This window comes from Streptosporangium sp. NPDC087985 (assembly GCF_044741965.1).
Lineage (GTDB): Bacteria > Actinomycetota > Actinomycetes > Streptosporangiales > Streptosporangiaceae > Streptosporangium.
In genome coordinates this window covers 655351-677559 of record NZ_JBIUTQ010000001.1, presented here as the reverse complement: position 1 = coordinate 677559, position 22209 = coordinate 655351, and the positions used below count along the sequence as shown (strand labels likewise).

Below are 22209 nucleotides of genomic sequence, written 5' to 3'. Positions count from 1 at the left end.
ATGACCATGAACACACCGACCGGAGCACTTGAGATCGTCGATGTCACCAAGCGGTTCGGCAAGACGACGGCGGTCGACGCCCTGTCCCTGACCATTCCCGAAGGCTCGTTCTTCGCCATTCTCGGGCCGTCCGGCTGCGGGAAGTCAACGACGTTGCGGATGGTGGCAGGGCTGGAGCGGCCCACCTCCGGGCGCATCTTTCTCGGCGAGCGCGACATCACCGACCTGCGCTCGCACCAGCGGCCACTGAACACCGTGTTCCAGAACTATGCGCTCTTCCCCCACCTCAACGTCTTCGAAAACGTCGCGTTCGGACTGCGAGAGCGGCGGCAGAAGGACATCGCGTCCAAAGTCGACGCGATACTGGAGCTGGTGCAGCTGCGCGGCTACGGCAACCGCAGGCCGGCCCAGCTGTCAGGTGGACAGCAGCAACGGGTCGCGCTCGCCCGGGCCATCGTGAACGAACCGCAGGTGCTGCTGCTCGACGAGCCGCTCGGCGCGCTCGACCTGAGGCTGCGGCGCCAGATGCAGATCGAGCTCAAGCGCATCCAGACCGAAGTGGGCCTCACCTTCGTGCTCGTCACGCACGACCAGGAAGAGGCGATGACGCTGGCGGACACGATCGCGGTCATGCACAACGGCCGGCTGGAACAGCTGGGCAGTCCCGTCGAACTGTACGAGAACCCGCGGACGACGTTCGTCGCGAACTTCCTCGGCAACTCCAACCTCCTGTCCGGCCAGGTGGGCGAACGCCGTGCCGACGATCTCGTGGTGGACGTCACCGGCCACCGGATCGTGGTCCCCGCCGCTCGTAACCACGCGCCGTCCGGCCGGGTGTACGTGGGAGTACGTCCGGAGAAGCTGCACATCACGACCGCGGAGTCACCGGTCCCGGCCGATCACAACGCCGTGCCCGGCCGCGTCGTCGATTCGAGTTTCACCGGCATCGGAACGCAGTACCAGGTGCGCCTGCCGTGGGGCCAGGAGGTGATGGCCTTCGCTCAGAATCTTTCCGCCGGGGCCCGGTTGCCCGCCGGCGAGCAGGTGACGCTGCACTGGGACGTCGCCCACACCTTCGCGCTCGACGGTGCGGAGGAGGCGACCGCGGGCGACGAGGCGCGGCTCGAAATGGCGACCGCGGGCGCCGTCGGGGCCGAGCCGTGACCACGGCCGGGCAGGCCGTAACCGAGCCGGTGCGCCGGCGGCGGAGCGGCATCCCCACCCCATACCTGCTCCTGCTACCCGGCCTTGCGTGGCTGGCCTTCTTCCTCCTGGTGCCGCTGGTCACGTTGGTGTCGATGTCGCTGCAGAGCGGGTCGTTCGCCACCGGCTACCGGCTCACGTTCGCGTTCGGCAACTACCCCGAGGCGCTGTCGGCCTACCTGCTGTGGTACGTGCGGTCGTTCGAATACGCCGGTATCGCCACGGTCGCCGCTCTGCTGATCGGGTACCCGCTGGCCTACGCGATGGCCTTCAAGGTCGGTCGTTTCAAGTACCTGCTCCTGGTCCTGGTCATCGCGCCGTTCTTCACCAGCTTCCTCGTGCGGACCCTGGCCTGGACGACGATCCTGAGCGACACCGGCCCTGTCGTCGGCGTGTTCCACAGCATCGGCATCCTGGGCGCGCAGGATCGCCTACTGGCGACTCCCTTCGCGGTGATCTGCGGCCTGACCTACAACTTCCTGCCGTTCATGACGCTGCCGTTGTACGCCAGTCTGGAGAAGCTGGACCGACGCATGATCGAGGCCGCCGGCGACCTGTACGCGTCGAGCTTCTCGACGTTCCGCAAGGTGACGTTCCCGCTCTCGCTGCCAGGTGTCGTGGCCGGCACGTTGCTGACCTTCATCCCGGCCGCCGGCGACTTCATCAACGCGGAACTGCTCGGCAGCCCGCAGACGTACATGATCGGCAACGTCATCCAGAGCCAGTTCCTCCGTACCATGGACTATCCGACAGCGGCGGCGCTGTCGGTCGCCCTCATCGCGATGATCATCGTGCTCGTGGCCGTGTACGTGCGGCGAGCCGGCACCGAGGAGCTCGTATGACGACCACCCAGGCTGTGGAGCGTCCGGCCCTACGTCCGGCGCGACGGGGGCCGCTGCGCCGGGTACTCGACTTCGTCGCACGGCATGTCGTGCTCGTCGCGGCCATGGCGACCGTGGCGTACCTGCTGCTGCCCATCGCGGTCGTCCTCATGTTGTCGTTCAACCGCCCGGCGGGCCGCTACAACTACACGTGGAACGAGTTCACGTGGCACAACTGGACCCACCTCTGTGGCGTCGAGGGCATGTGCACGGCGCTCTCCCTGAGCCTGAAGATCGCGGCGCTTACCACGATCGGGGCGACGGTCCTCGGCAGCCTCATCGCCTTCGCCCTGGCACGGCACCGATTCCGGGGCCGGAGTGCGACGAACCTTCTCGTGATCCTGCCCATGACGACCCCGGAGGTCGTCCTGGGTGCGTCGCTGCTCACGCTGTTCGTCAACCTGAAGATGCCGCTCGGCTTCTGGACGATCCTGATCGCCCACATCATGTTCTCCCTGAGCTTCGTCGTCGTCACAGTGAAGGCCCGGCTGGCCGGTTTCGACGGGCGCCTGGAAGAGGCGGCAATGGACCTCTACGCGAACCGATGGCGGACCTTCCGCCGGGTGACGCTGCCGCTGGCCATGCCCGGGATCGTCGCCGCCGCACTGCTGGCGTTCGCGTTGTCGTTCGACGACTTCATCGTGACGAACTTCAACTCCGGCAGCATGGTGACGTTCCCCATGTTCGTGTGGGGCTCCGCACGTCGCGGCGTACCGGCCCAGGTCAACGTCATCGGGACGCTGATGTTCGTCATGACCGTCGTCGTCGTGCTCGTCGCCCAGGTGGTGGCGCACCGCCGCGACCGCTAGCCGCTCTCCGACCAGCGGGAGCGGTGGCGGTCCAGCTCCCATGGGTCGTGAGCTGAGAAGACCTCCACCTCATCTCCATGATCGCAGATCAGAGCGCGTAGCCGCGCCTGCGTGGACACCCTTTCGGCCTCGTCGACCTGGGCGTCACACTGCAGGATGTCCAGCAGTGGATGACCGTGGGGATCGATGAGGTCGAGCTCGCGGTGGTAGTAGTACGCGTCGCCGGCGTGCAGCAACCACCGGTCGTTGTCACGTACCGCCACTCCGGCATGGCCGGCGGTGTGTCCGCCGAGCGGCACCAGAAGGATCTCCGGCGGAAGCCCTTCCAACAGCCGGGCGCCGTCGAATCCGAACCATCTCTCACCTCCGTCCGTGCCGTACGTGACCCATTGCGGCTCATGCGCCCAATGCGCCGGACGGTAGCGGCGGCTGGGAGCCTCCGCGAGCGCCGCCCGTCGTTCGGACTCCAGGAGGTGGACTCTGGCTTGGGGGAAGTCAGGCATCCCGCCGCTGTGGTCCACGTCCAGGTGCGTCAGGACAATATGCCGTACATCAGCAGGATCGTGCCCCAGTCTGGCGACCTGACGTACGGCGGTCTCGGCTGGGTCGAGCAGCGGCTCGGCAAGTTGCATCCAGTCGTGGGCCAGGGACTCCCGCGGTCGTTCCACATCACCCAGGCCCAGCCCCGTCTCCACCAACACCAGGCCTGCCGCATCGGTTTCGACGAGGAGTGCGTGACACACCACGTGCTCCGGAGAGAGGGCGTCATACGTGGGGTCGATCTTGCGCATCGACCCGAGGTTCAGATGATGGATGTTCATGCCGCCTAGACTGCAACTTGAAGCGCAGTTCAAGTCAAGGAGCCCCGTTGAACGAGGCGTTGCTGGACATCGCCGAGGTGGCGGCGCGGACCGGCCTGGCACCGTCGGCGTTGCGGTTCTACGAGAAGAAGGGGCTCATCACGTCCACGGGTCGCAACGGCCTGCGCCGGACCTACCGGCCGGAGGTGATGGAACGCCTCGGTCTGATCACCTGCGCGCGCAGTGCCGGATTCACGATCGCCGAGATCGGCCGATTCCTGGAGTCCGGGCTCGAGCAGACCGAGCTGCGCGCTCGGATGGCGGAGAAGCTTCCACGCCTGGACGAGCAGATCGGCCGGCTCACCCGTATGCGTGAGAGTCTCCGCCACGCCGCGACGTGCACGCACGAGCCGCTCGGCGAGTGTCCGGACTTCAGACGGGCCGTGCGCAACATCTACGCTCCGGAGCCGATCCCGTAGGCCATCCGTTCTGCCTCGTCTCGGAGTGACCTTGAGGAATCACCACGAGGCCGGCGCACGGCCCGAATGACGTGTGGTCGTGGGACATCACGAAATTGTCCGTGCCCACGCGCGGCCAGTTCTTCAACCTATACGTGGTGATCGACATTTTCTCGCGGCACATGGTGCACTGGGAGATTCATATCCGCGAATCGGGTAACTCATCACCCCGCAGTTCATAACAGACGGCACACAAAAGCCGTGGATCATCATGAGGCGGACCGGTAGCGTGATGCCCCGGTCATGGCATTTGGCCTGCCCTCGACCGTGGTTGCTGGATTTCACCACCGATGCATGAGCCGTGAACCACTCGCATGAGCAGACCTGGAGATGACGAATGAAGCGCATGTTAGTTGTATTAGCTGCCGGACTGCTGAGCTCCAGTCTCGTTGCCGCACCGGCCTGGGCCGCCGATGCGGTGACGGACTCTCTGGTCCCCGATATAGCGACCGCTCAGCAGGTCGCGGCGTTCTGGCTTGGAGACGGCGGGGCCAACCTGAGGAACGCCACTCCGTACAACGTCCAGACCGTGGTCGTCGGCGAGCGTGTTCCGACCGCCGGCGTCCCGGCCGATGGCAAATCCGGCTACATCGCGCCCTTGGCCCCGAGCACCTCCGGTCCGCCGAACGTCAAGACGCCCGTTGCCTCAGGCAAGGTGTTCTTCGTCGACGCCGACGGCCGGCCGCACTGGTGCACGGGCACCGCCGTGCATTCGGCCTACCGCAACCTGGTCGCCACCGCGGGGCACTGCGTGTACGACATCCAGGGCAACGCCACCACACTCGACAAGTGGGTCTTCGTTCCCGGCTACTCCGCGGGCACGACTCCGTGGGGCCTCTACGTCGGAAAGCAGGCCTCCACCCATTACGACTTCCGCACGTACACCGATCACGACCGCAACTACGCCTTCGTCAACGTCTACAGCGGCGTCGTCTCCTCTCCCTCAGGGGAGCTGACCGACCTCGGGAGGCTGGGCGACAACGTCGGCGGACAGGGCTTGGCCTTCAACCTGACCGCGGGCACCTCGGTCGACGTCTTCGGCTACCCGGCCGGCCCCCACCCGGACGGCAAGCAGCCTTACACGGGCGAGACCATCGAATCGTCCAGCGGCCCGACGTTCGGCATGAGGATCACCAACTTGCCTGCAGACCAGATCATCGGCGTCGATTCTCGGTTCACCGGTGAAGGCTCCCTCGGCTCGTCCTGGCTGTCTTCCTATGACAAGCGCGCCCACCTCGGCTACCTCAACGGCATCACCACCAGCGTCTCCGACACCGACGGCAACCTGCGCTACGACACGAGCGTCTCCCCGTACTTCGATGGCCAATTGCGCGCGGTCTACGGTACCGCCAGCGGGATCTGGACCGGCTCGATCGTGTAACCGGGCACGGCCTCCGACGATCCCGAGGGATGTCACAGCTCCCGTAAGCCCGCAGAACCACCACCGACCCTCGGCCCCGCGGGGCCGAGGGTCGGCCTGGTCACGGTCGAACACGGGGTCTCGGCCAGTAGATCATCGATGTGGTGCGGCATCAGCGTGCCGAAGACCTGCTCCGCCATCCCGCGCTTGGGCAACGGCGCGAACGAGGTGGGAAGCAGGTCCCTGGATGTCCCCTCTTTCGGCAGGTGAGATGGCGAACGAGCGGTTGCGCGCGGCCCTTCTCGAACACGGCACCACGGTCGACGCACTGGCCGAAGCCGTCGAGGTGGACGCCAAAACGGTGGAGCGGTGGATCACCCAAGGCCGCGTGCCGTATCGAAAGCATCGTTTTGCTGTGGCGTCATTCCTTCACATCCGTGCAGCCATAGGAAGGCTTCGTCCAGCCGGACTGTTAGGACGCGCCGCCGGCAGATGTCCCGGAAAGCAGCTAGTGGCCGCGTCTGGCCCGGCTGCGGGACGGTGTAGCTTTCCACGGTGACCGCTTGCACCCCCTACGGGCTGGAAAGATCCGCATCGCACGGAAGTGGCGACGTGTCGTGAGGATCACCGCGCAGGAGCTCAATCGCGCCACGCTCGCCCGGCAGTTGCTTCTGGGGCGGCAGCGACTGGGCGTCGTCGACGCCGCCAGGCGCGTGGTCGCTCTGCAGGCGCAGCAGCCCGCCTCGCCGTACGTTGCGTTGTGGAACCGGCTTGCCGGCTTCGACCCGGTCGACCTCGACGTTGCCTTCGCCGACCGCACACTGGTCAAGGCGACGCTGATGCGGATCACGTTGCACGTGGTGCACGCAGATGACCATCCGGCCATGCATGCCGCCATGCAGCCGACGCTGCGAGCCGCCAGGCTGGGCGATCCTCGTTTCACGGTGAGCGGGCTCCGCGCCGCCGACGCCGACGTCCTACTCCCGGACCTGCTGGAATTCGCGGGCCGGCCCCGTACCGCGGATGAGGTCCAGGCATGGATCGCCGAGCGGCTCGGGGTTCCCCCGAAGGGCGTGTGGTGGGCGGTGCGGTCGTTCGCACCACTGCTGCACGCCCCTACGGGCGGACCGTGGTCGTTCGGTCCGCGGCCGTCGTACGTCGCGGCGGGGACACCGCCGACGCCTGGGGGAAGAGACACCTCTGACAAGTACCTGCAGACATTGGCCCTGCGCTACCTGGAGGGATTCGGCCCCGCCTCGGTGGCGGACGTGGCACAGTTCGCCCTGGTCCAGCGTTCCAGGGCACGGGACGCCCTGGCTGCTCTCGCGGATGTACTGGAACGGCTGGAAGGACCCGACGGCACGGAGCTGTTCGACGTCCCCGGCGCACCGCGCCCTGCCGAGGACACGCCGGCTCCGCCCAGACTGATGGCCATGTGGGACAGCATCCTGTTGGCCTACGCCGACCGGAGCCGCGTCATTCCGCCGGAGTACCGCAAGCTCGTGACCCGGTCGAACGGCGACGTGCTGCCGACACTCCTGGTCGACGGGTACGTCGCCGGCGTATGGCGCCCGGTCGACGGAGGAATCGAAGCGACCGCCTTCCACCGCCTACCGGCCGAGACATGGGAAGGACTCGCTACGGAGGCCCGGTCGCTGGTGGCACTCCTGGCCAGCCGCGACCCCCGGGTCTACCGACGCCACGACCGCTGGTGGACCACACTGCCCAGCGCCGAGGTCCGGGTGCTCCCTGGGTGATCAGGCGGCGCCCTGGCATCCCGTCGGATGCCAGGGCTGGCCCTTCCGTTCCAGTGGTCGTCGTGCCGTCCATTGGACGGCCCCTTGCCGCGCGGGTGCCTTCGCGGACGTCTCAGTTTCCCCGGTACCGCTCCCCCAGGACTCTCACGAAAGAGGTGAGCAGCCGGGCGAACTCCCGCTGGTCGTCCTCCGGCCATCCGCGCATCGCCGTACCGAAGACCTCGCGCCGGAAGCGGTGGACCTGTTCCGCCTGCTCCACGCCCAGATCGGTGAGCTCCAAGGTGCTCCGGCGGCCATCCTCGGGATCGGCCACCCTCCGGAGCAGCCCGGCATTGACGGCCTTGGCCACCAGACGGCTGGCGCGGGGCTGATCGACGCCCATGCGATCGGCGACGGAACTCACCGTCGCCGCTCCGGGGCCCTCCTCCACGGCGTCGATCACTCCGAACAGCGCGGGGTCCAGCCGGGTATCTCCCGCGATGCGCTGGATCGCGCGACGGCTCTGGCTGCGCCGGATCGCCACCATGGCCCGCTCGACTGCGGCAATCGCTTGTTGGTCTTCCATGAACCCAGGATACATGTATAAATACATGTTATTGTCAGAATACATGCATCTGTCACAGAGGAAGGCGCCATGGACATCTCCGAGATCACCGGCGAGCAGCGTCCCATCGGCTACTGGATCAAACAGCTCCATGTCGCCATCGACCGCTCCATCGACGACCTGCTCGCCAGCGAAGGGCTAACCCGCCGTCACTGGCAGGTGATGAACGTCATCGCCAGGCAACCCCGCACACAGGCGGACCTGGACGCCGAGCTCAGCCCCTTTCTCAGCGCCGAGCAGCCGTCCCTGCGCCCAGTGGCCGACGGTCTCCGCGACCGTGGCTGGCTCACCGGGGACGAGCTGCTCACTCTCACCGGCCCGGGGATCCGCGCGCACGCGGACATACACGACAGGGTGACCGTCACCCGCGCCCGTGTCACCGAGGGCATCAGCGCCGAGGAGTATCGGGCCACGGTCGACGTCCTGGCCCGGATGACGGCGAACATGGGCGGCTGACAGGTTATGACGGTTGGAACGGCCCCACCCGGACGGCTTGACCTGGACCCACCCGGCCTCGCTGATGATCTCGGAAACTCGATGTCGGCCTGAAGCGGCCCCACCCGAGATGCGACGCCCGAAGGTATGTGATGACCCCGCCCCCGGATCCGGCGTCCGGGCGGGCCCGGCTGTCCTACCGCCGCGCCGCCGAACTGTTCGAGTCGGCCACCGCCGAACTACCAGGCTGGCCGTGGACGCTGCATCAACTGCGCCACAGTGCGCTGACCCATGCCGCCGAGGATGGCGCCCACACCTCCACCCTGCTGGCCTACTCCGGGCACACCTCGGTCGCCTCGCTGGCCCGCTACGCCCGCGTCTCACCGGAGGCGTTGGCCCGCTGGCAGGAGGGCCGTGACCCGGCGGCTCGTCGCCGCTGAGCTGCACCTACCGCTGATCGGCCGTCGGCCGATGCCGTGACCTCAGCTGGAGTGGATGCTCTGCCGCTGGGCGGCTTCAGGCTGGGCGGCGGCGATGACGCCATGGATGGCCTGGCCGAGGCGGTCGGCGGCCTGGTCGCGCTGCCGGTGGAATGGTGACGGCGGGCATAGCCGAGCCGCGCACGAGCGTGCGCCGTCCGATCTTCGCTCGGCTGTATCCGCGGATGAGCCGGGCCATGAACACCGGCGGGATGAGCGAGCACCGCCAGGCGCTGCTGGCCGGGCTGACCGGCCAGGTGATCGAGGTCGGTGCCGGCGACGGGGCTACCTTCGCTCACTACCCGCCGTCGGTGAGCAGGGTGGTGGCGGTGGAGCCGGCTGCTGGACGCGACCGTCTGGCCATTGCTACTGGGCGGCTGCCACACCGGCCGCGACACCGCAGCCGCCATCGCTGGAGCGGGGTTCGACATCACCGAACTCGATCGGTTCCTGTTCCCGCAGGCGCGCACCCCGTTCTCCTTCCACATCCGCGGCACCGCCCGCAAGCCGTAGAAGGGCGCCTGACGGCAGGTGTTCGCTGAGTGGTCCAGCAGACGGCCACGGACTCGCTTCGGGATCGAGCTGCGGCCCGGGCCGGTGGATGGTCACCTGCGCTCTTTGGGGTGAGTCTCATACATGCGGGCCGCGACCAGCAGGGCGAACTGGGCGAACTGGGCCAGGTTGGCGCGCAGCCCGAGCCGGACCGGCGCGTGGGGGGTGGTGTTGGGGGTGGTGCTGTCGGTGGTCACGTTCCTTCCTCCAACGGCTGCCCGGTGGCCTTGGCCCAATCGTCGGGGCCGCCGTCAAGCACCCGCACCTGGCGGTGCCCGGCCTGGGCCAGGAGGCTGGCCGCGGTCATGGCGCGCTCGCCATGACCGCACATCACCACGGTCGGCTCACGCGGCACGTCCACGGCACGGACCGGCAACTCGCCGAGTTCGATGTGGGCCGCGCCCGGCACATGCCCGGCGGCGTACTCGCTGTCTTGGCGCACATCCAGCGCCGCGCCGACCTCAAGGCGGTCGGCGGTGACCATCGTGATCCTTTCCTGGCGACCGTCCCATGGTTCGGCCAGCTCGCCAGCCAGCGCCTCATAGCCGATCTTCAATGCTTGCCAGACGATCTCGCCGGCGTCTTGGTCGGCGTCGCGGACGATGACGAACGGCGTACCCGCTCCGGCCGCTCCGCTGGATCTGCCCGCCTGGTGCCACCTGACCGGCCACACCTACCGCGGCCTGCTTTCGGCCAGCCCACGCCCCACGTACGCGGTCCTCGTCGGTGAGCAAGCGCGGCCAAGCGCGCCGCACTCACCCTGGCAGCTCACGTGAACGCCCGGGTGCTCAAATCCGGCGGTCGGTTGCGCTTCTACGAGCACGTACGCTCGGCCAACCCCGCTTTCGGCCTGCTCCTCAATGGCGTCGGTCCGCTATTGCCAGCTCAGCCGTTCTTGCAGGAGCGCCTGCTGGGCGGGGTTGGCGGTCAATTCCAGCGCGCGTCGGTCGCACTCGCGGGCCGCATCAGCCTGCCCCAGCTCGCGCAGGAGTTCGGCGCGAGTGGCGTGGTAGGGCGGATATCGCTCCAGCACGCCGTCCAGATCGTCCAGCTCCGCCACAGCGGCCTCGGCCCCTTGGACGTGCCACAGCGCGACGGCCCGGTGCAGCCGCGTCACCGGGGACGGCGCCAGGTGCACCAACATGTCGTACAGCACCAAGATCTGCGGCCAGTCGGTCTCCGCCCAGCTCGGCGCCTCGGCGTGGCAGGCCACGAGCGCGGCCTGCACCTGGTACGGCCCCGGCCGATGGTGCCTGCGCGCGGTACGGGTGAGCAGCGCGGTGGCTTTCTCGATGGCCGTGCGGTCCCACAGTGCGCGGTCCTGGTCGGCCAGCAACACCAGACGGCCGCCCGCATCGAAGCGGGCCGCGCCGCGGGCGCGGTGCAGCCGGATCAACGCCAGCAACCCGATCACCTCCGGCTCATCCGGCACGAGGCCGGCCAGCAGCGCGGCCAGCCATTCGGTGTCCTCGACCAGGTCGCGGGCGTGGGCGAACTCGGCTGTGCTGGACAGGTAGCCCTCGTTGAACAGCAGGTAGATGACGGCCAGCACCTGCTCCAGCCGCTCGGGCACCTCCTCGGCGGTGGGGATGCGGTACGGGATCCCCGCTTCGCCGATCTTCTTCTTGGCGCGGGTGATCCGCTGCGCCACCGTGGTCTCCGCCACCACGAACGCCGCGGCGATCTGCGCGGTGCTCAGCCCGCACACCACCCGCAAGGTCAGCGCGATCTGCGCCGTACGCGACAGCGCCGGGTGGCAGCAGGTGAAGATCAGCCTCAGCCGATCATCCGGCTCGGCCGCCGCCGACGGCCGCAGCTGGGCGAGTTTGGCGCGGTAGTTCGACTCGCGCCGCAGCACGTCCAGACCTCGGCGGCGAGCCACCGTCAACAGCCACGCGTCGGGCCGGTCCGGGACGCCCTCGATCGGCCACCGCTTGAGCGCGGTCTCGATCGCGTCTTGGACCAGGTCCTCGGCGGCGGAGAAGTCGCCCAGCAGCGACATCAACGAGGCGGCCAGCCGGCCCGCGTGCTCGCGCACCACGCGGGCCAGCGCCTCGCGCGTCACCTGCTCATGGGCGTCGGGGTCCATGACGCCGTCCGCACCTTCGCTCACGACGCGGGGCGGATCTCCACGATCGGGCAGGCTGGCCAGGACCTGGCCAGCTTCAGCGCCTCGTCCAGATCGGCGACCTCGACCTCGGCGAACCCGCTGACCACCTCCTTGCCCTCCACGAACGGCCCGTCGGTGATCACCGGTTCCCCGCCGCCCAGCCGCACGGTGGTGGCGGTGTGCACCGGCGCCAGGTGCGTGTGGTGGGTGATCTTGTCGGCGTGCTCGGCGAACCAGCGGCCCACCGCCTCATAGGCCGCATCCCGCTCCAGCTCGCCCATGGCCTCCAGCTCGGTGGCGAACTGCTCGGTCTCGATGAACATCAGCACGTACTTCACCCCTTGGCCTCCTCAGATCGTGTCGTGTTCTCCTCGAACGGCGATGCGCCGCTCAGCTGGACGGCAACGCGGTGTACAGGTCGATGCCGTTGCCGTCCGGATCGGCCACGGTGGCGTAGCGCATCCCCCAGAACGCGTCGAACGGCTCGGCCAGTCCGCGGTAACCGGCCTCGACCAGTTCGGCGTACTTGGCGTCGACCCCGGCCGGGGCGTCGAACTCAAAACACAGCAGGGTGCGGGGTCCCCCGGTCGGCGCGCTCCAACCGGGCAGGAACGAGGTGCGGAAGGCCTCGGTATCCAGCATCAGGTGCAACCCGCCCGGCAGGTCGCATCCGGCGTGCTCAGGCGAGTGAGGGTCGAGCTTGAACTCCAGCCCGAGGTGGGCGTAGAAGGCGATCGACGCCTGCATATCAGACACCACGATGTCGATGGTGTTCATGGTCGGATTCATGACGCACTCCCTGGGAAACGGTCGTCCTCGACTCGGCGGCCGACTCCACCCGGGCCGTCGGGCGACACCGTAGTGCCGCCGACGCCCGGGCGGTTCCGTGCGGCTGCCTGTCCTTACCCGTAAGACGATCGGCGCATCCCCCGATACGACACCCTTCAGGACCTCAGGTGATGTGCCGGGCGATGTCATTGAGCGCATCGCGCCCGGCCTGCGCCACCTGGCCTTCCATCTGGCGCAGCATGACGGCTTCCAGCTGAGGGGTACGCCGCACGAGATCGGCCGCCATCTCCATGCGGTGCTCCATCGCCACCGCCAGGCGAGCCGGAACCGGCCTATACGCCGGCCTCCGACTGGCCCGCCGCGGGCATAACCCCGACGGCTCAGGCGAGCGCACCCCTGCCCCGGATACGCCGTCTGGCCCGTCCGTGCCCGCACGTCAGCGGGATGAGGCGACGGGCTCGCGCGAGCCGTAATCGGAGTTCCCCCTTTTCTATCCATGATTTCCTGAATTCAGGATTCCGTGTACTCTGAAGAGCATGTTGACGATCGCCCCCGAGATCGAGGTGCTCGCGCGGTTCGGCCGCGCGCTGGCCGATCCGATCCGCTGCCGGATCCTGATCGCGCTGCGCGAGGCCCCGGCCCACCCTGCCGACCTGGCCGAGGCGCTGGGCATCTCCCGCACCCGGCTGTCCAACCACCTGGCCTGCCTGCGCGACTGCGGCCTGGTGGTCGCCTTCCCCGTCGGCCGCCGCACCCGCTACGAGCTGGCCGACCCCCGCCTCGGACACGCGCTGGACGACCTGCGCACCGCGGTGGTCGCGGTGGCCGCCGACGCCACCTGCCCGGACGCGGCGGAGAAGGGCTGCTGCTGATGGCCACGATCGCCCTCGGCCCCACCCCCGCCCGCCAGGCGATACTGACCCGGCGGATCCGGCTGCTGGTGGCCGCCACCATCACCTACAACGTGATCGAAGCGGCGGCGGCCATCACCGCCGGCACCATCGCCTCCTCCGCCGCGCTGATCGGCTTCGGCCTGGACTCCATCGTCGAGGTCGCCTCCGCCGCCGCGGTCGCCTGGCAGTTTTCGGCCGCCGACCCCGAGCGGCGCGAGAAGGTCGCCCTGCGGGTCATCGCCGTCTCGTTCTTCGCGCTGGCCGCCTACGTCACCGTCGACTCCGTGCGCGCCCTACTCGACGCGGGTGAGGCTGAGCATTCCACGCCCGGTCTCATCCTGGCCGCCCTATCCCTGCTGATCATGCCGGTGCTGTCGGCCGCGCAACGCCGCGCGGGCCGCGAGCTGGGCTCGGCCTCGGCAGTGGCCGACTCCAAGCAGACCCTGCTGTGCACCTACCTGTCGGCGGTGCTGCTGGCCGGGCTCGCGCTCAACAGTGCCTTCGGCTGGTCCTGGGCCGACCCGATCGCCGCGCTGGTCATCGCCGCGGTAGCGATCAAGGAAGGCCGCGAGGCCTGGCGCGGGGATGCCTGCTGCGCCCCGAACCCGTTCCCCGTCGACGCCCCCGCCTCTGCCTCGCGTCCGGCGGTGTGCGCTGACGACTGCTGCCAGGCCGACCGTAAGAACGCCTCATGAGCCGCCACCGGATGCCCGCCCGCGTGCGGGCCGCTTACCTCGCCGAGATGCGCACCGCCCGCAGCACCGCCGACTCCGGGGCCCGCTGGAGGCACCTGGAGCGGGCGCACATCATCTCCCAGCCCTGGCCCTGGCCGCACACCCGCAACCATCTGGCGATGTTCGCCCTGGCGGTGCGCGAGCGTGACCGGCGCGAGGCCTTCGGACAGGTGATCCGGATCATCGTCGCGGCGCCCGGCTCGGCGCTGGGCCGCTACCCCGAGGGCAACACCGGCCGCGCCACCGTCCCGCTGACCCAGCCGCAGCCGGTGCCCGAAGACCTGGCCGCCCTGCTGGCAGGCTGAACCACCCCCGTCCCGCCAGCAAGCGCAGGAGGAGATCCGCGCGCGCTGGTGTGAAGGGTGGCCTGCCAGCGGGCCGAGCTCATTCCTCCGGCTCGAACTGATAGGTGGCCGGGGGCACAAATGACGGGTTGGGCTTGCTGTCCCCCTTCGACGGGCGAGGCGACACAAAGACCCATCGAATACTACTCAACGTATTTGCTCTACTACAAAATGTAACATCGCCGTGGTTCGACCTAAGAGGCCATCCCTCACGACAGATCGGAAATGCCATGTCGATGTCACCACGACCTCGATCCGTGTACACCTTGCTGGCCTGCGTCCTGACGACGCTGCTGGCCGCGCCGGCACCACCGGCGACGGCCGACACCGGTACGCACGCTGCCACCGCGCGCCACGCCGCCGCCCAAACCGCCGCGGCGCCTTGCGTCCGGGCGGGCCAGACGACTTACCCCGTCAGCTACTACTGGAAGAACGCACTCGGCATGCAGCTGGGCAGCGGGTCGGTCTCGGTCGACACCTCCCCATCCCTGTGGGGCGGCCAGATCGCCCCGGGCAGCACTTTCACCCTCACCTTGACGCACCGCACCGCCCAATGGCCGCTGCTGGTGCGCACCTACACCACCACCTGGGACCTGTCGTCACTGCTGACCTACGCCGATGTCATCGGCCAGTCGGGGACCGGCACTATCAATGGCACCACCCTGTCGATCGCCTCGTCGGGCTCCAAGACCGACCCGCCTGCGAAAGTCATCACCTTCCAGGTCAGGCAGGGCACCGTCGGAGGCAGCATGACCATCCGGCCGAGCGGGATCAGCAGCGTCATCGCCGCTCCAGGCCAACTTGGAAACAACACCTCCGCGCCCCCGATCCAGATCGTCAACGGGCAGTCCATCTCGCCCACCAAGGCCGCCGACGACACCGCCATCGCCCAGGGCAGGGCCGTCAGTGTGCCCGTCCTGGCCAACGACACCGCCACCGCACCGACGATCAGCAACATCACCACTCCCGGCCACGGCACCGCGACCGTCTCCGGCACCGACGTGGTCTACACCCCCGGTCCGGGCTTCGTCGGCACCGACACCTTCACCTACACCGTCACCACTGCTTGCGGGACCAGCACCGCCACCGTCACCGTCACCCTCCCCTGCACCGATACGCCCATCCGCCTGGCCAACGGCAGCTTCGAAGCACCGCCTGTGACCGGGTTCCAGTTCCTTCCCGACGCCTCCACCAACCCGGGCATCGGCTGGCACACCACCGCCACCGACCGCCTGCTGGAGTTCTGGCACACCGGCACAAACGGGGTCCCGTCGGCCCACGGCCGGCAGTTCGCCGAACTCAACGCCCACCAAGCCGCCACGCTGTACCAGGACCTGCCCACCGTGCCGGGCACCCGCATGACCTGGTCGCTGTATCACCGAGGCCTTTTGGGCACGGACGTGATGCGCGTGCTCATCGGCGCCCCCGGCGCCACCGTGGCCCAGACCCCCACCGGGGCCTCCTCGCCCGACATCGCCGACGACAACACCGCCTGGCGCCTCTACACCGGGGTGTACGTCGTGCCTGCGGGCCAGACCGTCACGCGCTTCGCCTTCGAGTCGGTGGCGACCACGGGTAACAGCCCAGAGAACGGGAACCTCCTGGACAGCGTGACATTCGAAACACCGGTCTGCCCTGCCGCGCCATGAACGCGGTGAAGGCGAACAGAGCATCACGTGCCCGCGTTCGGCTCGACACCCCTCTCACAGCGCCTCTCCACCATCCCCGATGGAACGGGTGTTCTCGTGCTTGGCGTTGACCAAGTCGGCCTCGTCGGTGAACACGGTCCAGTGCTCAACCAGCTCATCCATCCCTAACGTTGGAGGCTCCACGCCTACAGATCCGTCGGGTGTGTCCAGTTAACGGCTCTGGCACGAATGCGGTGGTAACGGTACGTGGTCAGTTCACCTAGGAGAGCAGAATGCGCTGCCGTAGCAGGGCGAAGCCGGCGCGACCGTACATCTGACGTTTCAACAGCTTGACCTTGGTATTCGTGCCTTCCATCGGGCCGTTGCTGTAGGGCAGGGTCAGCCCGGCGACGACGGCCTGCTTATCCTTCTCCAGGCCAAGGGCAAAGCTGTGCAGGGCGGGCAGGTCATCGGCGCGTACTGCGCTGATCCATGCGTCAAGGTCATGACCGCGACGCTGCGTGAGGATGGCGGCGAGCTCCCGCACCCGCGAGGCCAGGGCCGTCAGGTGCGGGCAGGCGGGGATCAATTCCTCCAAGTGCCGGCGGCGATGAGGCGGCAGGTCGTCTGGGCGGCTCATGAGCCAGGTGACCAGCCGACGTGGTGAGGGCGGGGTGCGGTCGGGGTCGGCGCGGCCCTGGTTGAGGTAGCGCACCAGCAGGTTGGCGCTACCCGTGTACCCCTGCTCGCGGATCTCGGCCAGCAGATGCGTAACCGGCACGCCAGGCTCTTCGGCAAGGCGGCGACGTAGGTGCTCGCGGTAGGGGTCGACCAGGGTGGAGCCGTACTTGGGCGGACGCAGAAGATCGTCTGCCGAGGCGGCGCGGGCATAGCGTTTGACCGCGTTGAACCCCCAGCCCAGGCACCGGGCGCACTCGCCCAGTCCGAGCCCCTGGTCAAGGAGCGCGTGGACCTGAGCATGCTTGCGGCGGGTCCGTTCCGCGAGCGCACCGGTGCGGCGGGGCGGCCCGGTGTGCCAGCAGCGGCTGTGGGTGACCACGGTCTTCTCCACCGCGGCGGCCAGGCCGTGCCGCAGATGCCACCGGTCGCTGACCTGCACCGCGTCCGGTGCGCCCTGGCGGATGGCTTCGGCGTAGGCGGCCGAGCCATCACGGCACACGATCTGGGCGCCGGGGTGCTCGCGCAGCCACGCGATCAACGTGGAGGCCTTGCGGTCCGGCAGCACATCGATGCGGCGGTGGGTGACCGCGTCGATGAGCAGGGTCGCGTAGCGGTTCCCGCGCCGCAGCGCGAAGTCGTCCACGCTCAGCACCGCCGGCACCGGCCCGGCCGTGACGGGAACGGCCATCAGCATCCGCAGCACCGTGGTCCGTGAGACCTTCACCGCCAGGCGGGACAGCACAGCCACGCCGGCGCGGCCGGCCAGCACCACCGCCACGTCCACGATCAGCGCGGCCAGCCCCACGGTACGACGCGCATAACGGGCCGCCACCTGCCGAACCTGTTCACGAAACGTCTGCCGCACACATCCGCGGGTTTCACACACCAATCGGCGTATTCGCAGGTCGACGACCACGCTGCCGCTGCCGACCGGCACATCCGCCAGACGCCGCGTGTGATAGGCGTGCACCCGCCGGGCCAGTACCCCACACGCCGGGCAAGGCACCGCCACCGACCGTGTCCGGGCTCGCACAAGCACGACCTGCTGCTCCGCGGCCACCTGCTCGAGAACCACGTCGGCCAACTGCGGGAACAGCGTCTTCAGGATCTCCGAGGCACACGAAGATCGCCCTGCCAGCTCGCACACTCCGTTACCACCGCATTCGTGCCAGAGCCGAAAACACCCGTACAGTCCCTCTTGAGGGTGTACGAGACGCGGGGGAGAACCATGCAGACCAGCAACACGAACATGTCGATCAGCGCGGGAGTCGAGTTCAACCCAGCACTACAGACGATCTACGCCCCATCACAGATGGGGGTCCTGTGCCCGGCTCACAAGCTGGGCGTGCGGCCTGAGGGCTGTCTCGCGCATGCCCGTGCTGGATGCTAAAAGTTTTCGAACAAGTCGATTAGTTGGCGAGCTTTGGAGTGGAGTTCATCGAAGGTCACTATATCGATATCGCGTAAGTTGCGGCGATAAAGTTCAAAACATCGCCGTTTACTAGCCAGATCGAGCTCTCGCTTCGCGTTGCCCACAATTAGCAGGGCCCTGGGATTGAACGCCTTGATCGGCGTCGGATCGTCCTCTTTGGCCAGACAGCGGTATTCCTCAACCAGGGACCGCTTGTTAACGAGAATTTGCTGCGAGGCGCCGCTCAGTTCGCTAGACGGGGACCATGTGTTATTCCTATATTTCTGGCTGGATAGAAGATCTGTCTTTGGAGTCTTAATTTCTATTAGAGCCACATCTTCTGTAAGCCTGTTGCCGTACAGGAAGTCGGCTACGTTTCCATCCCTGTTGTCAATCCCTTTCCCGCCGACGTAAACTTGATCATCTATTATGATGATCGGCTGAGCGTAGACCTGTGAAAGTACCCAGTTGTTCCCCTTTAGCAGGTTATGCCAGTAGGGTTCGTCCGCTCGGCCGAGGCTGGCTTCGTACTTCTGTAAGAAAGCCTTGAGGCGAGCAGCGCCAACGGCCGCGTCGAAGTTAAGCAGTTGCGCGGAGTCTAATTGCCCTAGAAAGTCGGACAGTTGGTTGGCCTGGCGATTTGTAAGCCAATCGAGGAACTTTTGGACGATCGATTCGCTCGCGACGTCCCCATCCAGTATCTGTTCAAGGTTGGCACCCTCTAGTAGGTGCCGCAACCCATTGTTGCGCGGTTCGCGAATGTAGTTTACCTGCCCACGGGGAATTCCATGCTGTTCCGCGATATCGTATATCCGTGCTAAGGTTTCGTGTAGCAGCGAAACTTCTTCGCTTCTTAGAGCAAGGCGCACGCCCTCGCCGTCTTTCAGTGATGACAAGTTTATCGAGTCATAGTTCTGCCAGACACCACTCGGACGTTTCTTTTGATAGACGAACGTTCCTCGGACCACGGGAGGGGCGTCATCTTGCTTGGCTACTAGTTCTGGTTTGAAGACCAGTCGCGCCCGTTCTCCTGATCGCAGAACGATTGGCTCAATGTCGGCAGTGTTCCTTGAGGTAGACCTTATGGCTATCTCTTCTTCGCTCATGCTGTCCTACCAGTTGCGTGTGAATCGAACAAAGCTTCGAGAGTGGGCTCGTCTGGAAACAATGGCGCCCTTCACCGTACCTACTTGGCTCTCGGCTATCCAGAGGTTCCTACCCCTCGGTAATACTGGATAAATGGACAAATGTAGATGTATCAGCACATTTTGAATCAAACGGCCTGAATTGTAGGTGGATTTTGTGCAGCGCAAAGGCCACTCCCCATGATCGGAAAGCGGCCTTTTGATCTTGTGTGCCAGCGAAATGTAGCAACGGCTACGATACGAGCTGATCACCGAGCCGCTTGAGCGCCTTGCGCGTCTCCTCGGAAGAGACCTCGCTGTAGATGTTCATCGTGACCGCGATCTGGCTGTGGCGAAGAATCTGCATCGCTACTCGCGGGTGAACATCCAGCGCGACGAGAAGGGATGCGCAGGTCTTACGTGTGGTGTGTACTTTCACCCTCCGGACACCTGCCTTGCCGCACGCATGAAGTTGGCCCGGTTTGGTGGACACCTGACCTCTGGGGAACCCTGGTTCCCGGAAGGAGTCCACTGTGCCGAACAACTGTCCGCCGGAGTTCCGCCGGCAGATGGTGGAACTGGTGCGCGCGGGACGGTCGCCGGAGGAGCTCGCCAAGGAGTTCGAGCCCTCCGCGCAGTCGATCCGTACCTGGGTGCGCCAGGCCGACCTCGATGACGGCCGCCGCCAAGACGGCCTGACCAGCGCCGAGAGGGACGAGCTGGCCCGGCTGCGCCGTGAGAACAAGATCCTCCGTGAGGAGAAGGAGATCTTGCGTAAGGCCGCGGTTTTCTTCGCGCGGGAGACGGATCAGCTGAGATGAAGTACCGGCTGATCGATGCGGAGAAAGACCACCACGCTGTCTCCCTGCTGGCCCGGGTGCTGGGTGTGTCGCGCCAGGGCTACTACGCCTGGGCCAAGCGCGGCCCGTCCGCTCGCGCCCGTCGTGATGCTGAGCTGACCGAGAAGATCCGCCGACACCACACGGCATCCGATGAGGTATATGGGGCGCCGCGCATCCATGCCGACCTGCGTGAGATCGACGGGGAGCAGGTGGGCCGCAAGCGAGTGGCCCGGCTGATGCGCGCGGCCGGGCTGGCCGGTGTCTCCCGGCGTAAGGGCTGTCGCACGACGATCGCGGATCGGCGGGCTGTAGCCGCGTCGGACCTGGTGAAGCGGACGAGCCGAACCGGATCTGGACGGCCGACATCACGTACGTGCCGACCTGGCAAGGTTTCGTCTATCTGTATGTTCTGTGGAATACGAGCGAAGCGAACTATTCCTTGCAGAACAAGGATTCTGTGGACTGCGACGTAGGAGCATTCCACAGAATCGCTGTGGTCTTGGACGTGTTCTCGAGGCGGATCGTCGGCTGGGCAATGGCCGACCACATGCGCACCGAGCTTGTGACCGACGCGCTGGCGATGGCGATCTACCAGCGCCGCCCCAGCGTCGGTGTGATCCATCACAGTGACTAGGGGAGCCAGCTCGGGTTCAAGGAGTCGTTGCAACACTGCCTGTCAGCACGAGCATAGATACTCGCTGAAGGCCTCGGCGGGAGTACGCCAGCCGAGTGTCTTACGGGGGCGGCTGTTGAGCGCGGCGGCGACTGCGTCCAGATCGTTTCGGCTGTGCCTGCTCAGGTCGGTTCCCTTGGGGAAGTACTGCCGGAGCAGGCCGTTGATGCTTCTATGTCAAGCGGTGAGTTGGTGGCGGGTGATGTGGTGCTGCCAGGACGCTTGGTCGGTGGTCATGGCGCGGTGGATGACGTCGATGAGGTGGCGTTGGAGGATCCGGCGTGCACCGCGTTTGCCTTTGGTGGGTTCGTGTCGGGCCAATAGTTCTTGTGCGGCGGGGTGGAAGCGTTTCTGCACGATGGCTGCGGTGTAGAGGACGCTGTTGAGGCGACGGTTGCCGCCTCGGTGGAGGCGGTGGCGTTCTTTGTCGGAGGAGTAGACCGGGATCGGAGCGCAGCCGGTGTAGCGGGCGAGCTTGGCCGAGCTGGCAAAGCGGGTGATGTCACCGATCTCCGCGATCAGAACCGCCGCGGAGATGTAGCTGATCCCGGTGATTTCCAACAGTCTGGGTGCCAGCGGGGTGACGAGTTCTTTGATCGTGGTGTCGAGGTCGAGAACGCGTCGGTTGAGATCGGCTATCTCGGTGGTCATGTCGGTGAGCGTCCGGTGGACGTGCGTGCCCAGCCGTGCCGCGTCCAGCAGCGTGGTCAGCGAGGCCAGGCCCTTGGGGCGGGCGAGATCGCCCGGGGTGTGGTCGAGCCAGACGTGCAGTTGGGCCTTGAGCTGGTTAATCACCATGGTGCGGCGCTTGATGAGGTCTGTGCGGTAGTCGACCAGGACGCGCAGCTCACGCACGTGTTCGTCGATGCGGTGCCGGTCCAGAGCTGGGGTGGCGATGGCGGCGTGCGCGGCTGCGGCGGCGTCGACGAGGTCGGATTTGGCACCGGTGGCGGCGTGCAGTTTGCGGTGAGCGGCGGTCAGCCGGGTCGGCACCCAGACCACTTCGTGGCCGGCGAGCAGCAGGCCATCGGCCAGGCGGCGAGCGAACCCTCGGCCGTCCTCGATGGCCCAGGTGACGGGCATGCCGTCGGCGAGCGACCGGATCCACTTCAACAGAGCGGTGATCAGGAACGCGTCGTTCTTGACGGTCAGTGGCTTGCCGATCCGTCTGCCGTCGGCATCGACGGCCACTGCGACATGGACGTGCTTGTGCGGGTCGATCCCCACTGTCACCATCGATTCGTCCTCTCTGCTGTCGTAGATGAGACAGAGGCGAGGGCCCTGGCCGGGGGACAGACCTATTGCGAGTTGACGGCTCAGCAGGCTTCTGACTTATTGAATGAGGCCAGATGCCGGGGTCTGCAGCCCTAGCGTTCAGGGCTCTCGCCCTGCGGGCCGTCGTGGACATATCAACGGAAAGCCTTTCGGCACGTGTTCTCCGAGTCACCCGACGGCCCGATCGGAGCATCTCCCGTCGAAGAAGCCCCGCGCGACCCACCCTGCACCAATAGGTGTTCTCGTTGGTGCCGCGCTGCCAGGGACTGTGCGGGTCGGCGAAGTAAACCTCCAGCCCGGTGTCGAT

Annotated in this window: 29 protein-coding genes and 1 pseudogene; 17 read left to right on the top strand and 13 right to left on the bottom strand. The window is 66.9% G+C overall.

Features of this window, described 5'->3' with window-relative positions:
* Genes ACIN94_RS03310 through ACIN94_RS03300 form a run of 3 tightly spaced genes read left to right on the top strand, consistent with a single transcriptional unit; the run spans position 1 to position 2893 of the window.
* A complete protein-coding gene (locus tag ACIN94_RS03310; RefSeq protein ID WP_400698946.1) occupies positions 1-1164 on the top strand; it encodes an ABC transporter ATP-binding protein in 1164 nt (387 codons plus the stop codon).
* Positions 1161-2045, top strand: a complete 885-nt coding sequence (locus ACIN94_RS03305; RefSeq protein ID WP_400698943.1) for an ABC transporter permease — start codon at positions 1161-1163, stop codon at positions 2043-2045. Before ACIN94_RS03310 ends, ACIN94_RS03305 begins: the two co-directional genes overlap by 4 nt.
* The gene (locus ACIN94_RS03300; RefSeq protein WP_400698940.1) at positions 2042-2893 is read left to right on the top strand and encodes an ABC transporter permease; all 852 of its coding nucleotides are present in this window, start codon (positions 2042-2044) and stop codon (positions 2891-2893) included. The genes ACIN94_RS03305 and ACIN94_RS03300 overlap by 4 nt, the downstream gene beginning before the upstream one ends.
* Here the strand turns inward: ACIN94_RS03300 and ACIN94_RS03295 are convergent.
* Positions 2890-3714 (bottom strand): MBL fold metallo-hydrolase, encoded by an 825-nt coding sequence (locus ACIN94_RS03295; RefSeq protein ID WP_400698937.1) that lies wholly within the window; start codon positions 3712-3714, stop codon positions 2890-2892. The genes ACIN94_RS03300 and ACIN94_RS03295 overlap by 4 nt on opposite strands.
* Before the next feature lie 47 nt (positions 3715-3761).
* On the opposite strand from ACIN94_RS03295, the gene ACIN94_RS03290 reads away from it, so the two are divergent.
* The 4 genes from ACIN94_RS03290 (at position 3762) to ACIN94_RS03275 (ending at position 7328) form a co-directional block, all read left to right on the top strand.
* A complete protein-coding gene (locus tag ACIN94_RS03290; protein ID WP_400698934.1) occupies positions 3762-4172 on the top strand; it encodes a MerR family transcriptional regulator in 411 nt (136 codons plus the stop codon).
* Positions 4173-4210: 38 nt separating this feature from the next.
* The gene (locus ACIN94_RS03285; protein ID WP_400699943.1) at positions 4211-4393 is read left to right on the top strand and encodes a DDE-type integrase/transposase/recombinase; all 183 of its coding nucleotides are present in this window, start codon (positions 4211-4213) and stop codon (positions 4391-4393) included.
* Between the two features lie 155 nt (positions 4394-4548).
* Positions 4549-5592, top strand: a complete 1044-nt coding sequence (locus tag ACIN94_RS03280) for a trypsin-like serine peptidase (RefSeq protein ID WP_400698931.1) — start codon at positions 4549-4551, stop codon at positions 5590-5592.
* Between the two features lie 596 nt (positions 5593-6188).
* Positions 6189-7328, top strand: a complete 1140-nt coding sequence (locus ACIN94_RS03275) for a winged helix DNA-binding domain-containing protein (protein ID WP_400698929.1) — start codon at positions 6189-6191, stop codon at positions 7326-7328.
* A 112-nt stretch (positions 7329-7440) separates the two neighbouring features.
* Here the strand turns inward: ACIN94_RS03275 and ACIN94_RS03270 are convergent, their stop codons facing one another.
* Entirely contained in the window at positions 7441-7893 is a 453-nt protein-coding gene (locus ACIN94_RS03270; RefSeq protein ID WP_400698926.1) for a MarR family winged helix-turn-helix transcriptional regulator, read from the bottom strand.
* A 69-nt stretch (positions 7894-7962) separates the two neighbouring features.
* Between ACIN94_RS03270 and ACIN94_RS03265 the strand changes: the two genes are divergently transcribed.
* The 3 genes from ACIN94_RS03265 (at position 7963) to ACIN94_RS03255 (ending at position 9359) form a co-directional block, all read left to right on the top strand.
* Positions 7963-8388 (top strand): MarR family winged helix-turn-helix transcriptional regulator, encoded by a 426-nt coding sequence (locus ACIN94_RS03265; RefSeq protein ID WP_400698924.1) that lies wholly within the window; start codon positions 7963-7965, stop codon positions 8386-8388.
* 131 nt (positions 8389-8519) lie between these two features.
* Positions 8520-8807, top strand: coding sequence for a tyrosine-type recombinase/integrase (locus ACIN94_RS03260; RefSeq protein WP_400698921.1), 288 nt, complete (start codon positions 8520-8522; stop codon positions 8805-8807).
* A gap of 402 nt (positions 8808-9209) precedes the next feature.
* The gene (locus tag ACIN94_RS03255; RefSeq protein ID WP_400698918.1) at positions 9210-9359 is read left to right on the top strand and encodes a hypothetical protein; all 150 of its coding nucleotides are present in this window, start codon (positions 9210-9212) and stop codon (positions 9357-9359) included.
* Between the two features lie 92 nt (positions 9360-9451).
* Here the strand turns inward: ACIN94_RS03255 and ACIN94_RS03250 are convergent, their stop codons facing one another.
* The 6 genes from ACIN94_RS03250 to ACIN94_RS03225 form a co-directional block, all read right to left on the bottom strand.
* Positions 9452-9595 carry a hypothetical protein gene (locus ACIN94_RS03250; RefSeq protein WP_400698915.1) on the bottom strand — a complete coding sequence of 48 codons (144 nt, stop codon included), beginning with the start codon at positions 9593-9595 and terminating at the stop codon, positions 9452-9454.
* The gene (locus ACIN94_RS03245) at positions 9592-10071 is read right to left on the bottom strand and encodes a rhodanese-like domain-containing protein (RefSeq protein WP_400698913.1); all 480 of its coding nucleotides are present in this window, start codon (positions 10069-10071) and stop codon (positions 9592-9594) included. Before ACIN94_RS03245 ends, ACIN94_RS03250 begins: the two co-directional genes overlap by 4 nt.
* A gap of 201 nt (positions 10072-10272) precedes the next feature.
* The gene (locus ACIN94_RS03240; protein ID WP_400698911.1) at positions 10273-11511 is read right to left on the bottom strand and encodes an RNA polymerase sigma factor; all 1239 of its coding nucleotides are present in this window, start codon (positions 11509-11511) and stop codon (positions 10273-10275) included.
* A complete protein-coding gene (locus tag ACIN94_RS03235) occupies positions 11508-11846 on the bottom strand; it encodes a YciI family protein (protein WP_400698908.1) in 339 nt (112 codons plus the stop codon). Before ACIN94_RS03235 ends, ACIN94_RS03240 begins: the two co-directional genes overlap by 4 nt.
* Before the next feature lie 52 nt (positions 11847-11898).
* Positions 11899-12297 (bottom strand): VOC family protein, encoded by a 399-nt coding sequence (locus ACIN94_RS03230; RefSeq protein ID WP_400698905.1) that lies wholly within the window; start codon positions 12295-12297, stop codon positions 11899-11901.
* Between the two features lie 163 nt (positions 12298-12460).
* Positions 12461-12589, bottom strand: coding sequence for a hypothetical protein (locus tag ACIN94_RS03225; protein WP_400698903.1), 129 nt, complete (start codon positions 12587-12589; stop codon positions 12461-12463).
* 244 nt (positions 12590-12833) lie between these two features.
* On the opposite strand from ACIN94_RS03225, the gene ACIN94_RS03220 reads away from it, so the two are divergent.
* From ACIN94_RS03220 to ACIN94_RS03205, 4 genes are all read left to right on the top strand, one after another.
* Positions 12834-13169: an ArsR/SmtB family transcription factor gene (locus tag ACIN94_RS03220; protein ID WP_400698900.1), complete on the top strand. Its 336-nt coding sequence runs from the start codon at positions 12834-12836 to the stop codon at positions 13167-13169.
* The gene (locus ACIN94_RS03215; RefSeq protein WP_400698897.1) at positions 13169-13885 is read left to right on the top strand and encodes a cation transporter; all 717 of its coding nucleotides are present in this window, start codon (positions 13169-13171) and stop codon (positions 13883-13885) included. The genes ACIN94_RS03220 and ACIN94_RS03215 overlap by 1 nt, the downstream gene beginning before the upstream one ends.
* On the top strand, positions 13882-14229 hold the full coding sequence (locus ACIN94_RS03210; protein WP_400698894.1) for a DUF3703 domain-containing protein: 348 nt from the start codon (positions 13882-13884) through the stop codon (positions 14227-14229). Before ACIN94_RS03215 ends, ACIN94_RS03210 begins: the two co-directional genes overlap by 4 nt.
* Before the next feature lie 296 nt (positions 14230-14525).
* Positions 14526-15917, top strand: coding sequence for an Ig-like domain-containing protein (locus tag ACIN94_RS03205; protein ID WP_400698892.1), 1392 nt, complete (start codon positions 14526-14528; stop codon positions 15915-15917).
* A gap of 259 nt (positions 15918-16176) precedes the next feature.
* On the opposite strand, the gene ACIN94_RS03200 is transcribed toward ACIN94_RS03205, so the two are convergent.
* The 3 genes from ACIN94_RS03200 to ACIN94_RS03190 form a co-directional block, all read right to left on the bottom strand.
* Positions 16177-17673, bottom strand: a complete 1497-nt coding sequence (locus tag ACIN94_RS03200) for an ISL3 family transposase (protein ID WP_400699941.1) — start codon at positions 17671-17673, stop codon at positions 16177-16179.
* Between the two features lie 290 nt (positions 17674-17963).
* The gene (locus tag ACIN94_RS03195; RefSeq protein ID WP_400698889.1) at positions 17964-19094 is read right to left on the bottom strand and encodes a Shedu immune nuclease family protein; all 1131 of its coding nucleotides are present in this window, start codon (positions 19092-19094) and stop codon (positions 17964-17966) included.
* 271 nt (positions 19095-19365) lie between these two features.
* On the bottom strand, positions 19366-19551 hold the full coding sequence (locus tag ACIN94_RS03190; protein ID WP_400698886.1) for a hypothetical protein: 186 nt from the start codon (positions 19549-19551) through the stop codon (positions 19366-19368).
* A 94-nt stretch (positions 19552-19645) separates the two neighbouring features.
* Here ACIN94_RS03190 and ACIN94_RS03185 point away from each other — a divergent pair, with 94 nt between their 5' ends.
* Genes ACIN94_RS03185 through ACIN94_RS03175 form a run of 3 tightly spaced genes read left to right on the top strand, consistent with a single transcriptional unit; the run spans position 19646 to position 20588 of the window.
* Complete coding sequence (locus ACIN94_RS03185) at positions 19646-19933, top strand: transposase (protein ID WP_400698883.1); 288 nt, start codon at positions 19646-19648, stop codon at positions 19931-19933.
* Positions 19930-20427 carry an IS3 family transposase gene (locus tag ACIN94_RS03180; protein WP_400698881.1) on the top strand — a complete coding sequence of 166 codons (498 nt, stop codon included), beginning with the start codon at positions 19930-19932 and terminating at the stop codon, positions 20425-20427. The genes ACIN94_RS03185 and ACIN94_RS03180 overlap by 4 nt, the downstream gene beginning before the upstream one ends.
* The gene (locus ACIN94_RS03175) at positions 20328-20588 is read left to right on the top strand and encodes a DDE-type integrase/transposase/recombinase (protein ID WP_400698878.1); all 261 of its coding nucleotides are present in this window, start codon (positions 20328-20330) and stop codon (positions 20586-20588) included. The genes ACIN94_RS03180 and ACIN94_RS03175 overlap by 100 nt, the downstream gene beginning before the upstream one ends.
* Before the next feature lie 42 nt (positions 20589-20630).
* Here ACIN94_RS03175 and ACIN94_RS03170 read toward each other — a convergent pair.
* Both ACIN94_RS03170 and ACIN94_RS03165 read right to left on the bottom strand, forming a co-directional pair.
* Positions 20631-20804 (bottom strand): annotated as a pseudogene (locus ACIN94_RS03170) (transposase); the annotation flags it as partial.
* The gene (locus ACIN94_RS03165; RefSeq protein WP_400698875.1) at positions 20805-21863 is read right to left on the bottom strand and encodes an IS110 family transposase; all 1059 of its coding nucleotides are present in this window, start codon (positions 21861-21863) and stop codon (positions 20805-20807) included. It abuts the pseudogene before it with no gap.
* Positions 21864-22209 lie beyond the last annotated feature (346 nt).

Bases quoted from the DNA above. Each gene is read 5' to 3' on its own strand.
- ACIN94_RS03310 (WP_400698946.1), top strand. From the start codon at position 1: ATGACCATGAACACACCGACCGGAGCACTTGAGATCGTCGATGTCACC.
- ACIN94_RS03300 (WP_400698940.1), top strand. From the start codon at position 2,042: ATGACGACCACCCAGGCTGTGGAGCGTCCGGCCCTACGTCCGGCGCGA.
- ACIN94_RS03295 (WP_400698937.1), bottom strand. From the start codon at position 3,714: ATGAACATCCATCATCTGAACCTCGGGTCGATGCGCAAGATCGACCCC.
- ACIN94_RS03280 (WP_400698931.1), top strand. From the start codon at position 4,549: ATGAAGCGCATGTTAGTTGTATTAGCTGCCGGACTGCTGAGCTCCAGT.
- ACIN94_RS03270 (WP_400698926.1), bottom strand. From the start codon at position 7,893: ATGGAAGACCAACAAGCGATTGCCGCAGTCGAGCGGGCCATGGTGGCG.
- ACIN94_RS03265 (WP_400698924.1), top strand. From the start codon at position 7,963: ATGGACATCTCCGAGATCACCGGCGAGCAGCGTCCCATCGGCTACTGG.
- ACIN94_RS03260 (WP_400698921.1), top strand. From the start codon at position 8,520: ATGACCCCGCCCCCGGATCCGGCGTCCGGGCGGGCCCGGCTGTCCTAC.
- ACIN94_RS03230 (WP_400698905.1), bottom strand. From the start codon at position 12,297: ATGAATCCGACCATGAACACCATCGACATCGTGGTGTCTGATATGCAG.
- ACIN94_RS03225 (WP_400698903.1), bottom strand. From the start codon at position 12,589: ATGGAGATGGCGGCCGATCTCGTGCGGCGTACCCCTCAGCTGGAAGCC.
- ACIN94_RS03220 (WP_400698900.1), top strand. From the start codon at position 12,834: ATGTTGACGATCGCCCCCGAGATCGAGGTGCTCGCGCGGTTCGGCCGC.
- ACIN94_RS03215 (WP_400698897.1), top strand. From the start codon at position 13,169: ATGGCCACGATCGCCCTCGGCCCCACCCCCGCCCGCCAGGCGATACTG.
- ACIN94_RS03210 (WP_400698894.1), top strand. From the start codon at position 13,882: ATGAGCCGCCACCGGATGCCCGCCCGCGTGCGGGCCGCTTACCTCGCC.
- ACIN94_RS03195 (WP_400698889.1), bottom strand. From the start codon at position 19,094: ATGAGCGAAGAAGAGATAGCCATAAGGTCTACCTCAAGGAACACTGCC.
- ACIN94_RS03180 (WP_400698881.1), top strand. From the start codon at position 19,930: ATGAAGTACCGGCTGATCGATGCGGAGAAAGACCACCACGCTGTCTCC.
- ACIN94_RS03165 (WP_400698875.1), bottom strand. From the start codon at position 21,863: ATGGTGACAGTGGGGATCGACCCGCACAAGCACGTCCATGTCGCAGTG.